This window comes from Prescottella sp. GW823-FHT02E09 (assembly GCF_058797375.1).
Window position 1 is genome coordinate 105764 of sequence record NZ_JBXAJP010000008.1, and the last position, 13582, is coordinate 119345.

The window sequence follows — 13582 nt, forward strand, 5'->3', positions numbered from 1 at the left end:
ACAACATGTCTCGAAAGGACACCGCATGATCGTCAACGACAGCGTCGCCCTCGTCACCGGCGGCGCGTCCGGCCTCGGCCTCGCCACCGTCAAGGCCCTGCTCGCCGACGGCGCCAGCGTCGTCATCCTCGACCTGCCCTCGTCCAACGGCGAGGCCATCGCCAAGGAACTCGGCGACCGCGTCCGCTTCGCCGCCGGTGACGTCACCGACGAGGCGTCCGTAGCCGCGGCCCTCGACCTCGCCGAGTCCCTCGGCCCGCTGCGCGTGACGGTGAACTGCGCCGGCATCGGCAACGCCGTCAAGACCGTCGGCAAGAACGGCGCGTTCCCGCTCGCCGACTTCAACCGCGTCATCAACATCAACCTCGTCGGCACGTTCAACGTGCTGCGCCTCGCCGCCGAGCGCATCGCGAAGACCGAGCCGATCGACGGTGAGCGCGGCGTCATCATCAACACCGCCTCCGTCGCAGCATTCGACGGCCAGATCGGCCAGGCCGCCTACTCCGCGTCCAAGGGCGGCGTCGTCGGCATGACGCTGCCCATCGCCCGTGACCTCGCGTCGCTGCTGATCCGCGTCGTCACCATCGCCCCCGGCCTGTTCAAGACCCCGCTGCTCGCCGGACTACCCGAGGCCGCACAGGCCTCCCTCGGACAGCAGGTACCCCACCCCTCGCGCCTCGGTGACCCGGCCGAGTACGGCTCCCTCGCCGCGCACATCGTCTCCAACCCCATGCTCAACGGCGAGGTCATCCGCCTCGACGGCGCCATCCGCATGGCCCCGCGCTGATCCCGGAAGCGTAGAGACGGCGCGGGCCGTGAAGGGCTTCCCTTCACGGCCCGCGCCGTTCGTGTGCACGCTGCCGTCAGGCGGTGCCGACGGCAGCCGCCAACTCACGCATGTGCTCGACACTGCGGCAGGTCACCAGCAGCATCGTCACACCGGCGTCCTCCCACTGCTTGACCTGTGTGCGCACCTCGTCGATGTTGCCGATGATCATTGTGTCCGTGACCATCTCGTCCGGCACGATCGCGGCGGCCTCCTCCTTGCGCCCGGACAGGAACAGCTTGCCGATCTCCTTGACCTCCTCGCCGTAGCCCATCCGGGTGTAGACCTGGGCGTGGAAGTTCAGTTCGGGTGCACCCATCCCGCCGACATACAGCGCGGTGATCGGCTTGAGCTTCGCGATCTCCGCGGCGCGGTCGTCGGTGACGACCACCTGACAGGTCGCGGCCACCTCGAAATCCTCACGGCTGCGGCGGGCACCGGGCCGCGCGAACCCCTCGTCGAGCCACTCGTTGTACATCGGTGCCAGTCGCGGCGTGTAGTAGATCGCGAGCCAGCCGTCGGCGATCTCGGCGGTCATCGCCACGTTCTTGGGGCCCTCGGCGCCGAGCCAGATCGGCAGGTCCGCGCGCAGCGGATGCGTGATCGGCTTGAGCGGCTTCCCGAGCCCCATCGAACCCGGACCGGCATACGGCAGCGGATAGTGCGGCCCGTCGTTGCGTACCGCGGACTCACGGGCGAGGACCTGACGCACGATCGAGACGTATTCCCGGGTGCGGGCCAACGGCTTCTGGAACGGCTGCCCGTACCAGCCCTCGACGACCTGCGGCCCTGACACTCCCAGACCGAGGATGGTGCGGCCTCCGGAGAGGTGGTCGAGCGTCAGCGCGTGCATCGCGCAGTTCGTCGGTGTCCGAGCGGACATCTGCGCCACCGACGTGCCCAGCCGGATGCGCTCGGTGCTCGACCCCCACCACGCGAGCGGAGTGAAGGCATCGTTGCCCCACGACTCCGCGGAGAAGACGGCGTCGAATCCGGACGCGTCGGCCTCGTTCACCAACTCCTGTGCATTGAACGGAGGCTGCGCACCCCAGTACCCGAGTTGTAACCCCAGCTTCATTGCCTGCCTCCGCGTTTTCCCATATCCGACGTGACCCTTGCCACAGTAATAAGAACCTGTTCTACTCGATTCTGTGACCCAAGGAAAGACAGCGAGCAAGAGCCAAGTGGCCGAGCAGCCACTGAGAGCACCACTTAATCTGAAATTCGACTACACCCGATCGGTGGGGCCGACCATCGGAGCGTTCGTGACGGCTCTCCGTGACCGAAAGGTCATCGGCGCCCGCGGTTCCGACGGCCGCGTTCACGTGCCGCCGCCCGAATTCGACCCCTCGACCCACGAACCGATGACCGACTTCGTCGACGTGTCCGACACCGGAACGGTCGTGAGCTGGTCGTGGATGTCCGAGCCCATCGAGGGCCAGCCGTTGAGCCACCCGTTCGCGTGGGCCCTGGTGAAACTCGACGGCGCCGACACCTCGATCCTGCACGCCGTCGATGCCGGCTCCCCCGACGTGATGAGCACCGGGATGCGGGTGCGGGTCCGCTGGGCCGACGAGCGCACCGGCCGGATCCAGGACATCGCGTGCTTCGAACCCGGTGAGAGCGACTCGGACTCCACCGCAACGGTTTCCGGGGGAGATCCGGTCACCGGCATCGTCACTCCCATCGATCTGCACTACACGCATACCGCGTCGTTCGAGGAGACCTACTTCCTCCTCGGCCTCATGGAAGGCAAGATCATCGGCGGTCGAACCGACGCGAACGGCAAGGTCTACGTGCCGCCGCGCGGCGCGAACCCTACCGACGGCGCCCCCACCAAGGAGCAGGTCGAGGTGTCCGACAAGGGCACCATCACGACGTTCTGCATCGTCAACGTGCCGTTCATGGGCCAGCAGATCAAGCCGCCGTACGTCGCGGCCTACGTGCTGCTCGACGGCGCCGACATCCCGTTCCTGCACCTGATCCTCGACGTCGACGCGTCCGAGGTCCGGATGGGCATGCGCGTGGAGGCCGTGTGGCGGCCGAAGGAGGAGTGGGAGTACTCGCTCCGCAACATCTCCCACTTCCGCCCGAGCAGTGAGCCGGACGCGGACTACGACAGCTACAAGCACCATCTCTAGGAGCCTCGAGAACATGACAGACATTGCAGTCGTCGGCTTCGCACAGGCCCCCCATGTGCGCGAGACCACCGGCACCACGAACGGTGTCGAGATGCTCGTCCCCTGTTTCCAGGAGCTGTACTCCGACCTCGGAATCACCAAGTCCGACATCGGATTCTGGTGCTCCGGATCCTCCGACTACCTGGCCGGACGCTCGTTCTCGTTCATTTCCGCGATCGACTCGATCGGCGCCGTGCCGCCGATCAACGAGTCTCACGTCGAGATGGACGCCGCGTGGGCGCTGTACGAGGCCTGGGTCAAGCTCATGACCGGCGAGGTCGACACCGCCCTCGTGTACGGCTTCGGCAAGTCGTCCGCGGGCAATCTCCGCCAGATCCTGGCGATGCAGATGGATCCCTACCTCGTTTCCCCACTGTGGCCGGACTCGGTCTCGGTCGCGGGCCTGCAGGCCCGTCTCGGCCTGGACGCCGGAAAGTGGACGGCAGAGGAGATGGCGCAGGTCGCTCAGCGCAACCGCGCCGCGGCGAAGTCCAACCCCAACGCCCAGGTCTCCGGTGACGTCGACCTCGAGACGCTGCTCGCGTCCGAGTACATCGCCGATCCGCTGCGCGCGCACGACTGCGCGCCGATCACCGACGGTGCGGCCGCGATCATCCTGGCCCGCGGCGACCGCGCCCGCGAACTGCGCGAGCGTCCGGCGTGGATCACCGGCATCGAGCACAGGATCGACTCCCCCAACATCGGTTCGCGGGATCTGACGACGTCGCCCTCGACGGCGTCTGCTGCCCGCGCAGCGACGGGCGGCGACGTGTCGAACATCGACGTCGCGGAACTCCACGCGCCGTTCACCCACCAGGAGATCATCCTGCGCGAGGCGATCGGCCTGACCGACGTCACCACGGTCAACCCGTCCGGCGGCCCGCTCACCGGCAACCCGATGTTCGCAGGCGGCCTCGAGCGCATCGGCTACGCAGCCCGACAGATCTTCAGCGGTGACGCGCAGCGCGTCCTCGCCCACGCCACCAGTGGCCCTGTGCTGCAGCAGAACCTGGTCGCCGTCATGGAAGGACGCAACTGATATGGCCAAGCAACTCGCCGCGGTCCTCGGCACCGGCCAGACGTACTACGTCGCCAAGCGTCACGATGTCACGATGGCCGGCATGGTCCGCGAGGCGATCGACCGTGCGATGGCCGACGCCCACGTCGGCTGGGACGACATCGACGCCATCGTCATCGGCAAGGCTCCCGACCTGTTCGAGGGCTCGATGATGCCGGAACTCGCGATGTCGGATGCGCTGGGCGCCAACGGTAAGCCGCTGCTACGCGTGCACACCGCCGGATCGGTCGGCGCCTCGACGGGCAATGTCGCGGCCAGCCTGGTGCAGTCCGGCGTACACAAGCGGGTGCTCGCGGTGTCGTGGGAGAAGCAGTCCGAGTCCAACGCGATGTGGGCGCTGTCCACGCCGGTGCCGTTCACCATGCCGGTCGGCGCGGGCGCGGGCGGCTTCTTCGCACCGCACGTGCGCTCGTACATCCGCCGCTCGGGCGCCCCCGATCACATCGGCGCGCTGGTGGCCGTGAAGGACCGCCGCAACGGCGCGCTGAACCCCTACGCGCACCTCAAGCAGCCCGACATCACCGTCGAGTCGGTGCAGGCGTCCCAGATGCTGTGGGACCCCATCCGTTACGACGAGACGTGTCCGTCCTCGGACGGCGCGTGCGCGATCGTCATCGGTAACGAAGACGCTGCGGAGGAGGTCATCTCGGGTGGCCGCAAGGTCGCGTGGATCCACGCGACCGCGATGCGCACCGAGCCGCTGTCGTACGCCGGTCGCAACGTCGCGAACCCGCAGGCCGGCCGTGACGCCTCGGCCGCGCTGTGGAAGGCCGCGGGCATCACCGACCCGCTCACCGAGATCGACGAGGCCGAGATCTACGTGCCGTTCTCGTGGTTCGAGCCGATGTGGCTCGAGAACCTCGGATTCGTCCCGGAGGGCGAGGGCTGGAAGTTCACCGAGGCCGGCGAGACGGCGATCGGCGGGCGGCTGCCGGTCAACGCGTCGGGCGGAGTCCTCTCGTCCAACCCGATCGGCGCGTCCGGCATGATCCGCTACGCCGAGTCGGCGATGCAGGTGATGGAGCGCGCCGGTGACCACCAGGTCGACAGCGTCCGTAAGGCATTCGGCCACGCCTACGGCGGCGGCTCGCAGTACTTCGCGATGTGGGTGGTCGGCGCCGACCGTCCGACAAACTAGGAGAGGTTCCCATCATGAAGTTCACAGTCGGCATCGCGATGAGCCCGCTGGACCAGTTGACCGCCCTGGCACAGACCGCGGAGGAGTGCGGTTTCGCGAACATCGCGCTGCCCGACTCCCTGTTCTTCATGGAGACGGCCGCCGCGGACTACCCGTACACCCCCGACGGCTCGCGCATGTGGAATGCCGAGACGCCCTGGGTGGACCCGTTGATCGCGGCGGCCGCAATGGGTGCCGTCACCAACACGATCGGCTTCTACACGAACGTCCTCAAGCTCGGCTCCCGCAATCCCCTGTTGCTGGCACGGCAGGTCGGCTCGGTCGCAAATCTCACCGGCAACCGATTCGGTTTCGGCGTCGGAATCGGCTGGGCCCCGGAAGAGTTCGAGTGGTGCGGCGCTCCCTACAAGAAGCGCGGCGCCCGCGTCGACGAGATGATCGAGATCATCAAGATGGTGCTGGCCGGCGGCATGGTCGAGTACCACGGCGAGTTCTTCGACTTCGACCGACTGCAGATGAGCCCGGCACCGAGCAAGCCGGTGCCGTTCTACGTGGGCGGCCACACCGAGGTCGCGCTCAAGCGCGCGGCCCGGATCGGTGACGGCTGGACGTCGGCGATGATGAAGTTCGACGACCTGGTGGCGACGATGGCCCGCTTGAAGGAGCTCCGCGCCGAATACGGCCGGGCCGACCAGCCTTTCGAGATCCAGGCGGTGTGCATCGACCGGTTCGGCAAGGACGGCTACGCACAGATGGCGGACGCCGGCATCACCGACAACATCGTCGTCCCGTGGATCTTCGACGGCCTCGGCTTCGACGCACCGCTCGAGGCCAAGCAGGATTCGCTGCGCAAGTTCGCCGATCAGTACATCAAGTAGGGAGGGACAGCACGTGAGCACACAGGCCGGTACCGAATCGTCCACCGCCGAGCATCCCGCACGGATCGCGGCACACGCGTCGCAGTCCGCCGCGAGCGGCAAGCGCAAGGAGGAGTGGCTGGACCTGTTCGCCGAGGACGGCTGGGTGGAGGACCCTGTCGGTCCGTCCGGGTTCGATCCGGAGGGCAAGGGACACCATGGGCGCGAGGCGATCTCGAAGTTCTACGACATGACCATCGCCAACACCGATTCACTCGAGTTCATCGTGAAGGACTCGTTGGTGTGCGGTGACGAGAACGTCAACATCGGCTTCATCCGCTCGGTGATCGCCGGCAACCAGGTCGACGCCGAGGGTGTCTTCATCTACCGCGTGAACGCGGCGGGCAAGTTGCAGTCGCTGCGGGCCTTCTGGGAGGTCGACCGGGCGATGAAGACGCTGAAGAAGGTCTGATTCCGCGAAAGATGCAGTTCCCGAAACACGAGGGGCGGTTACCGGATCCGGTAACCGCCCCCTTCGTGTTCCCAACGCCGCGACGAGCGCGACTCCCCACACAAAAGCAGTAGCGCCAGCGAGGGATGAGGGATCTCGCTGACGCTACTGCGTCCGGGTGGCCCGACTTGATGTTGCGCTCGAGCCGGATGGAGATTCGAACCTAGTGGGAGACCGGGCAACCCGAGGTCTTGTAGTCGACCTGGTACTCCTTGATGCCGTTGAGCCAGCCGGACCGCAGTCGGCGGGTGTCGCCGGCCTCGGTGATGTCCGGGAGGACGTCGGCGATCGCGTTGAAGATCAACTCGATCTCCATACGAGCGAGGTTGGCACCCAGGCAGTAGTGGGCGCCGGTGCCGCCGAACGACAAGTGCGGGTTCGGGTCGCGCGTGATGTCGAACGTGTGCGGGTTCTCGAACACTTCCTCGTCGAAGTTGGCCGAGACGTAGCTCATCACCACGCGCTGGCCCTTCTTGATCGCGACGCCACCGATCTCGGTGTCCTGGAGGGCGGTGCGCTGGAACGAGGCGACCGGGGTGGCCCAGCGGATGACCTCGTCGGCCATCGTCTTCGGACGCTCCTTCTTGAACAACTCCCACTGCTCGGGGTTGTCCATGAACGCCTTCATGCCGTGCGTGGTCGCGTTACGGGTGGTCTCGTTGCCGGCAACCGCGAGCACGATCACGAAGAAGCCGAACTCCTCCGGGCTCAGCACGTCACCGTCGACGTCCGCCTCGATGAGCGTGGTGACGATGTCGGTGCCCGGGTTCTCCTTGCGGGCCTCGGCCATCTGGTACGCGTACCCGAGGATCTCCATGGACGCGGCCGCCGGATCGACGTCGGCGAACTCGGGATCGTCGTACGACGTCATCTGGTTGGACCACTCGAAGACCTTGCCGCGGTCCTCCTGCGGCACACCGATGAGTTCGGCGATGGCCTGCAGCGGCAGTTCCGCCGCGACCTGGGTGACGAAGTCGCCACTACCCTCGGCAGCGGCGGCCTTGACGATGGCCTCGGCGCGGGACTTCAGTTCAGCCTTGAGCCCGTTGATCGCGCGGGGCGTGAAGCCGCGGGCGACGAGCTTGCGCAGCTTGGTGTGCTCCGGCGCGTCCTTGTTCAGCAGGACGAACCGCTGCAGCTCGATGGCCTCACGCTGCATGTCGTCCGCAAACCGCGGAATCGCGGTGTTCTCCCACGTGGAGAACACGTCGCTTCGCATCGAGACGTCCCGGATGTCCTCGTGCCGGGTGACCAGCCAGTAGCCACCGTCGTTGAAGCCACCGACGCCGTCCGGCTGGTCGACCCAGTAGACCGGCTGGGTCTTGCGGACTTCGGCAAGCTCCTCGACGGGGATCCGGTGTGCGTAGATGTCAGGATCCGTAAAGTCGAACCCTGCGGGAATATTGGGCTGCGCCACTGCTGTCTCCTGCCCTCGCGGTCAGGCCGCGAAGTGATGTGTAACACGTTCTACATGCATTGAATCACAGAGCGCCGATCAGGGAAAGACTAGGGAACTATCGACGGCAGGGCCCCTTGCCTTGCCGAGAGAACCTGTTCTACTTTTCGAAGAAGAGAGTGAAAGGAGCCCGCCGTGGGCACACCAGTAATCGTCGAGGCAGTTCGCACACCGATCGGGAAGCGCGGTGGCTGGCTGTCGGGCCTGCACGCGGCCGAGATCCTCGGTGCCGCACAGAAGGGAATCGTAGACCGCGCGGGCATCGATCCGGTGTTGGTCGAGCAGGTCATCGGCGGGTGTGTCACGCAGGCCGGCGCGCAGTCCAACAACGTCACCCGGACCGCGTGGCTCGCCGCGGGTCTGCCGTGGCAGACCGGCGCCACCACCGTCGACTGCCAGTGCGGTTCCGCGCAGCAGGCCAACCACCTGATCGCGGGTCTCATCGCGACCGGCGCGATCGACATCGGCATCGCGTGCGGTGTCGAGGCCATGAGCCAGGTCCCGCTGGGCGCCAACGTCGGTACCGAGGCCGGCCCGCGTCGTCCGGCGTCGTGGGACATCGACATGCCCGACCAGTTCAACGCCGCCGAGCGCATCGCCAAGCGTCGCGGCCTCACCCGTGAGGACCTCGAGGTGCTCGGCGTCCAGTCGCAGGCGCGCGCGAAGCAGGCGTGGGAGGAGGGCCGCTTCGATCGCGAGATCGTCCCGGTCACCGCACCGGTCATCGGCGCGGACAAGCAGCCCACGTCCGAGATGAATGTCGTCAGCCGCGACCAGGGCCTGCGCGACACCACCGCGGAGTCCCTCGCGAAGCTCAAGCCGGTCCTCGAGGGCGGCACGCACACCGCCGGCACGTCGTCGCAGATCTCCGACGGCGCCGCCGCCGTCATGCTCATGGACGAGGACCGCGCCCGCGCGCTCGGTCTGAAGCCGCGCGCCCGCATCGTCAGCCAGGCCCTCGTCGGCGCCGAGCCCGAGTACCACCTCGACGGTCCGGTGCAGGCCACCGCGCGCGTACTCGAGAAGGCCGGCATGAAGATCGGCGACCTGGACCTGTTCGAGGTCAACGAGGCGTTCGCATCGGTCGCACTGTCGTGGGCGCAGGTCCACGGCCCCGACATGGACAAGGTCAACGTCAACGGCGGCGCGCTCGCGCTCGGACATCCCGTGGGCAGCACCGGTTCCCGTCTGATCACCACCGCGCTGCACGAGCTCGAGCGCCGCGACGCGTCGACCGCGCTCATCACGATGTGCGCCGGCGGTGCGCTCGCGACGGGCACCATCATCGAGCGGATCTGATCCGAAGATGACCACACAGCGCCCGTCGGGGCTCGATTCGAAGTACACGGTCGACATCATCAAGTGGATGTCGAAGATCAACGTGAAGTTGTATCGGGCCACCGGCGGGCGTCTGGGCGGCAAGTGGCGAGTGGGCAGCGCCTTCCCGTGGGGAATTCCGGTGTGCCTGCTGACCACCACGGGCCGCAAGAGCGGGCAGCCGCGCGTGAGTCCGCTGCTGTTCCTCGAGGACGGCGACCGTGTCGTCCTCGTCGCGTCGCAGGGCGGTCTGCCCAAGAACCCGATGTGGTATCTCAACATTCGCGCGAATCCCGAGGTGACGATCCAGATCAAGTCGCGCATCCGGACGATGCAGGCTCGGGTCGCGACCGACGCGGAGCGGGCCGAACTGTGGCCGCGTCTCGTGGATCTCTACGCCGACTTCGACAACTACCAGGCCTGGACCGATCGCCGGATCCCCGTCGTCATCTGCGAATAGCGCGCGGCACTCCCCCGCGCGGCCTCGGACAGGAATAATGAGGGGCGACGCCCGGCAACATCGGCGCCGGGCACCCGGTTCTCGAGGAGGAACGTCGCGACATGACAGTGAAGAACCACGACCAGGTGATCGACCGGCGCGAGATCGCTTCGGCCCTGCTGAAGGCACTCGACCGTCGTCACGAGGTCCTGGACGCAATCGTCGAGAGCAAGGATCGCGCCGCCGCCGTCGCGGCGGTCCGTGACCTGTTGGAGACTTCCGACTTCTGCGCCGAGGCCGTGCTGAACCTGCGTTTCGACCGCCTGACGGTCAAGGAACGTGACCGCATCCGCACCGAACTCGAAGACCTCGACGCGACCCTGCAGTGGCTGCCCGAGCAGCGCCCCTACAGCACCGGGGCCGGAGTTCGCCTGCGCCCGTTCACCGATTCGGGCGCGGACAGCGACCTGTTCCGCAAGCGGTCCGCCGAACGCTTCGACGACTCCGGCGCGCCGTGGGGTGAGGAGCGCGTCGAGCAGGAGCGTCGGAACGGGCTGAAGCGCATCGACGACGAGTCCGCGGCATGGTTCGTCGCCGAGTGCACCACCGGTGACACGCCGAACAGCGTCGGCCTGATCTTCGGTGAACTCGCCGGCAACGAGGTGGACGTCGCGATCTGGGTGGCCCCGGATGCCCGCAAGCAGGGTTACGGCACCGCCTCGCTCAAGCAGGCGCGCAGCGAACTGGCCGCCTACTTCCCCGGCACGACACTGATCGTCCGCACGCCGGCATGACCGACCCGAGTCGCCGAACACGCGAATGCCCGGTGGCCTGATCGCAACACATCTCGGCCACAACGCTTCACCGCGGACCCCCAGGTAGCAGCAACAATGAGGGAATCCTTGCCTGATACGTTCCGGGAGACCTCATGCCTCGACTGCTCACTCCGACCACCGCTGCCCACACGGATGCCGAATTCGCACGGATCACCAGCGCGCTGACGCGTCGAGGGTTCCTCGGCGCGAGCGCGCTGGCCGGCATCGGTCTCCTGACCTCGTGTGGAGTCGACTCGGCCGAAAGTGGGCAGAACTCGATGCGGACCGTCTCGACCGTTCTGGGGCAGGTCGAGGTACCCGCCGATCCACAGCGCGTGATCAGCGCCGACTACTACACCGGTCCGGCCATGATCGACGCCGGCCACACGCCTGCCGGTCTGCCCGCGGACTACGAGGTGACCGACGGCATTCCGGAGCCGTACGCGAGCGCCCTGCAACCGCTGCCGAAGATCGGCCGCTGGTACGAGCCGAACGCCGAGGCGATCGCGGCGCTGTCGCCGGACCTGATCGTCATGACCGATCGACTCGCCGAGGTCGATCCCGATCTGTACAAGCGGATCGCTTCCATCGCCCCGACCGCCGTGTTCGCCGAGATGGGCCAGTACGCGTGGAAGGAGCGGGCACGTGGCGTCGCGGACGCACTGAACCAGCAGGCCAAGGTTCAGGAACTCGAAGCCCGATACGACGAGCGAATCGCAAAGTTCCGCCGCGACAACGCCGACGTACTGGGCTCGGTGAAGGTCGTGTACAGCACCTACTTCGAGGACAGCGGCTTCTCGCTGTATTCACCGACGCGATACCAGACCACGGTGATCAGCGAAGCCGGATTCCAGTTCAACGATCGCTCCCGGGCCCTGCCGGAGGGCGGGAACGAGTGGTTCCCGAAGGAGCAACTCGAGCTGCTGAACGAGGCCGACGTGATCATCACCAACAGCGGCAAAGGCCCGATCGACGAGCAGCTCGCAGCCGACACTCTCTTCCAGCGACTGCGCGCCGTCCGGAACGGCCAGGTCTACTCGTTCGACTACGAGGGCGTCGCGTCGTTCGGCTGGGCGCTGACATTCCTCGAACAGTTCCAGCCCATCGCGGACGAGATTCGCGCCAAGCTCTGAGACTGGCACCGGTACAGACGCAACAACGCTCGGCCGGGATTCCCCAGCCGAGCGTTGTTGCAGGAACGACTTACGCGCCGTAGACCGGCGTGGGGGTCTCGGCCTTCTCGAGCAGGTCGGCGACGACCGGTCCGAGCTCCTTCGGATCCCAACGGTCACCCTTGTCCTGGGTGGGGCCGTGGCGCCAGCCCTCGGCGACGGTGATCTTGCCACCCTCGACCTCGAAGACGCGGCCGGTGACGTTCTTCGACTCGGCGGAGCCCAGCCACACGACCAGCGGGGAGATGTTCTCCGGCGCCATCGCGTCGAAGCCCTCCTCCGGAGCTGCCATCGCCTCGGCCATCGCGCCACCGGCGCCGACGGTCATGCGGGTGCGGGCCGCGGGGGCGATCGCGTTGACGGAGACGCCGTAGTTCTTCAGCTCGGCGGCGGCCTGGATGGTCATCTCGGCGATACCGGCCTTGGCCGCGGCGTAGTTACCCTGGCCGATGGAGCCCTGCAGGCCCGCGCCCGAGCTGGTGTTGATGATGCGAGCGTCCACCGGACGTCCGGCCTTGGACTCGGCGCGCCAGTACGCGGCGGCGTGGCGCAGCGGGGCGAAGTGGCCCTTGAGGTGCACGCGGATGACCGCGTCCCACTCTTCCTCGCTCATGCCGACGAGCATGCGGTCACGCAGGAAGCCCGCGTTGTTGACCAGGATGTCCAGGCCACCGAAGGTGTCGATAGCGGTCTGGATCAGGTTCTGGGCACCCTCCCACGATGCGACGTCGTCACCGTTGACGACGGCCTCGCCGCCGGCGGCCTTGATCTCGGCGACAACCTGCTCGGCCGGGGTCTCACCGGTGTTGGAGCCGTCGCCGCCGACACCGATGTCGTTGACGACGACCTTGGCGCCCTCGGCCGCGAAGGCCAGCGCGTGCGCGCGACCGATTCCACGGCCGGCACCGGTGATGATGACGACTCGGCCGTCAAGCAATCCACTCACTTGGTTCTCCTTAAGTTGTTGCCGCGGCCAGGAAGGCCGGGCGCTCGCCGCCGCCGTGGACGGTAAGGGTCGAACCGCTGACGTAAGCCGCCAACGGTGATGCCAGGAATGTCGCACAGTTGCCGATGTCCTCGGGAAGTGCCATCCGACCCAGCGGGACGGTGGCGCCGACGGCATCGATACCGGCCTCGTCCCCGTAGTGCAGGTGGCTCAGCTCGGTCTGCACCAGGCCGACGACGATCGAGTTGACGCGCACCTTGGGCGCCCACTCGACGGACAGGCTGGCCGCGAGCGAGTCGATACCCGCCTTGGCGGCGCCGTACGCCGCGGTGCCCGGGGAGGGCCGGCTGCCACTGACGCTGGAGATCATGACGATCGACCCGCCGTCGTCCTGCTTCTGCATGACGGCGTTCGCGATCTGCGAGATCAGCAGCGGGGCGAGCAGGTTCAGCTCGACGATCTTGGAATGGAACTTGGGGCTCGCGTCGGCCGCCATCGCGAACGGGGCGCCGCCGGCGTTGTTCACGACGGTGTCGAGCCGGCCGTACTTCGCGACGATCTGATCGACCATCGACTGCACCTGGTCGGCGTCGCGCACGTCGCACGGGATGAAGTCGATGCCGCGCAGTTCACCTCCAGGGCCCGCGACCGCGACCGGTTCGTCCGCCGGCCGACGCGCGCACGTCACCACCGTCGCGCCCGCGCGCAGGAAGGACCGGCTGATCCCGGCCCCGATTCCGCGCACTCCGCCGGTCACCAGCACGACCTTGCCTTCGAGACCGAGATCCACGTTCATCCTCCCTGAAGCGGCACGGGTCATTCGCACCCGTCTGTGATAACTTACCAA

General features: G+C 67.2%; 14 protein-coding genes. 10 read left to right on the forward strand and 4 right to left on the reverse strand.

Going from position 1 to position 13582, the window contains the following annotated elements:
- Positions 1–25: 25 nt before the first annotated feature.
- Entirely contained in the window at positions 26–787 is a 762-nt protein-coding gene (locus AC1RIF_RS20705; RefSeq protein ID WP_492603242.1) for a 3-hydroxyacyl-CoA dehydrogenase, read from the forward strand.
- A 76-nt stretch (positions 788–863) separates the two neighbouring features.
- Here AC1RIF_RS20705 and AC1RIF_RS20710 read toward each other — a convergent pair whose 3' ends face one another.
- Positions 864–1904 carry an LLM class F420-dependent oxidoreductase gene (locus tag AC1RIF_RS20710; protein WP_492603243.1) on the reverse strand — a complete coding sequence of 347 codons (1041 nt, stop codon included), beginning with the start codon at positions 1902–1904 and terminating at the stop codon, positions 864–866.
- Positions 1905–2010: 106 nt separating this feature from the next.
- On the opposite strand from AC1RIF_RS20710, the gene AC1RIF_RS20715 reads away from it, so the two are divergent.
- From AC1RIF_RS20715 to AC1RIF_RS20735, 5 genes are read left to right on the forward strand one after another with little or no spacing between them, the layout of a single operon-like run.
- Positions 2011–2967, forward strand: a complete 957-nt coding sequence (locus tag AC1RIF_RS20715; protein WP_492603244.1) for a Zn-ribbon domain-containing OB-fold protein — start codon at positions 2011–2013, stop codon at positions 2965–2967.
- Between the two features lie 13 nt (positions 2968–2980).
- The gene (locus AC1RIF_RS20720; protein WP_492603245.1) at positions 2981–4045 is read left to right on the forward strand and encodes a thiolase family protein; all 1065 of its coding nucleotides are present in this window, start codon (positions 2981–2983) and stop codon (positions 4043–4045) included.
- Position 4046: 1 nt separating this feature from the next.
- Positions 4047–5222: a thiolase family protein gene (locus tag AC1RIF_RS20725; protein WP_492603246.1), complete on the forward strand. Its 1176-nt coding sequence runs from the start codon at positions 4047–4049 to the stop codon at positions 5220–5222.
- 14 nt (positions 5223–5236) lie between these two features.
- A complete protein-coding gene (locus tag AC1RIF_RS20730) occupies positions 5237–6100 on the forward strand; it encodes a TIGR03619 family F420-dependent LLM class oxidoreductase (protein WP_492603247.1) in 864 nt (287 codons plus the stop codon).
- A 13-nt stretch (positions 6101–6113) separates the two neighbouring features.
- Complete coding sequence (locus AC1RIF_RS20735) at positions 6114–6551, forward strand: nuclear transport factor 2 family protein (RefSeq protein WP_492603248.1); 438 nt, start codon at positions 6114–6116, stop codon at positions 6549–6551.
- 202 nt (positions 6552–6753) lie between these two features.
- Here AC1RIF_RS20735 and AC1RIF_RS20740 read toward each other — a convergent pair whose 3' ends face one another.
- The gene (locus AC1RIF_RS20740; protein WP_492603249.1) at positions 6754–8007 is read right to left on the reverse strand and encodes a cytochrome P450; all 1254 of its coding nucleotides are present in this window, start codon (positions 8005–8007) and stop codon (positions 6754–6756) included.
- A gap of 174 nt (positions 8008–8181) precedes the next feature.
- Between AC1RIF_RS20740 and AC1RIF_RS20745 the strand changes: the two genes are divergently transcribed.
- The 4 genes from AC1RIF_RS20745 (at position 8182) to AC1RIF_RS20760 (ending at position 11750) form a co-directional block, all read left to right on the forward strand.
- A complete protein-coding gene (locus AC1RIF_RS20745; protein ID WP_492603250.1) occupies positions 8182–9345 on the forward strand; it encodes a steroid 3-ketoacyl-CoA thiolase in 1164 nt (387 codons plus the stop codon).
- Between the two features lie 7 nt (positions 9346–9352).
- Positions 9353–9823 (forward strand): nitroreductase family deazaflavin-dependent oxidoreductase, encoded by a 471-nt coding sequence (locus tag AC1RIF_RS20750; protein WP_492603251.1) that lies wholly within the window; start codon positions 9353–9355, stop codon positions 9821–9823.
- Between the two features lie 101 nt (positions 9824–9924).
- Positions 9925–10596, forward strand: coding sequence for a GNAT family N-acetyltransferase (locus AC1RIF_RS20755; protein ID WP_492603252.1), 672 nt, complete (start codon positions 9925–9927; stop codon positions 10594–10596).
- Positions 10597–10730: 134 nt separating this feature from the next.
- Positions 10731–11750, forward strand: a complete 1020-nt coding sequence (locus tag AC1RIF_RS20760) for an ABC transporter substrate-binding protein (protein WP_492603253.1) — start codon at positions 10731–10733, stop codon at positions 11748–11750.
- Between the two features lie 70 nt (positions 11751–11820).
- Here AC1RIF_RS20760 and AC1RIF_RS20765 read toward each other — a convergent pair whose 3' ends face one another.
- Both AC1RIF_RS20765 and AC1RIF_RS20770 read right to left on the reverse strand, forming a co-directional pair.
- Positions 11821–12735 (reverse strand): SDR family oxidoreductase, encoded by a 915-nt coding sequence (locus AC1RIF_RS20765; RefSeq protein WP_492603254.1) that lies wholly within the window; start codon positions 12733–12735, stop codon positions 11821–11823.
- Positions 12736–12745: 10 nt separating this feature from the next.
- Complete coding sequence (locus AC1RIF_RS20770) at positions 12746–13525, reverse strand: SDR family oxidoreductase (protein ID WP_492603255.1); 780 nt, start codon at positions 13523–13525, stop codon at positions 12746–12748.
- Positions 13526–13582: the final 57 nt, after the last annotated feature.

Coding starts and splice junctions, on each gene's coding strand:
- AC1RIF_RS20705 (WP_492603242.1), top strand. CDS start 26: ATGATCGTCAACGACAGCGTCGCCCTCGTCACCGGCGGCGCGTCCGGC.
- AC1RIF_RS20710 (WP_492603243.1), bottom strand. CDS start 1,904: ATGAAGCTGGGGTTACAACTCGGGTACTGGGGTGCGCAGCCTCCGTTC.
- AC1RIF_RS20720 (WP_492603245.1), top strand. CDS start 2,981: ATGACAGACATTGCAGTCGTCGGCTTCGCACAGGCCCCCCATGTGCGC.
- AC1RIF_RS20725 (WP_492603246.1), top strand. CDS start 4,047: ATGGCCAAGCAACTCGCCGCGGTCCTCGGCACCGGCCAGACGTACTAC.
- AC1RIF_RS20730 (WP_492603247.1), top strand. CDS start 5,237: ATGAAGTTCACAGTCGGCATCGCGATGAGCCCGCTGGACCAGTTGACC.
- AC1RIF_RS20750 (WP_492603251.1), top strand. CDS start 9,353: ATGACCACACAGCGCCCGTCGGGGCTCGATTCGAAGTACACGGTCGAC.
- AC1RIF_RS20755 (WP_492603252.1), top strand. CDS start 9,925: ATGACAGTGAAGAACCACGACCAGGTGATCGACCGGCGCGAGATCGCT.
- AC1RIF_RS20760 (WP_492603253.1), top strand. CDS start 10,731: ATGCCTCGACTGCTCACTCCGACCACCGCTGCCCACACGGATGCCGAA.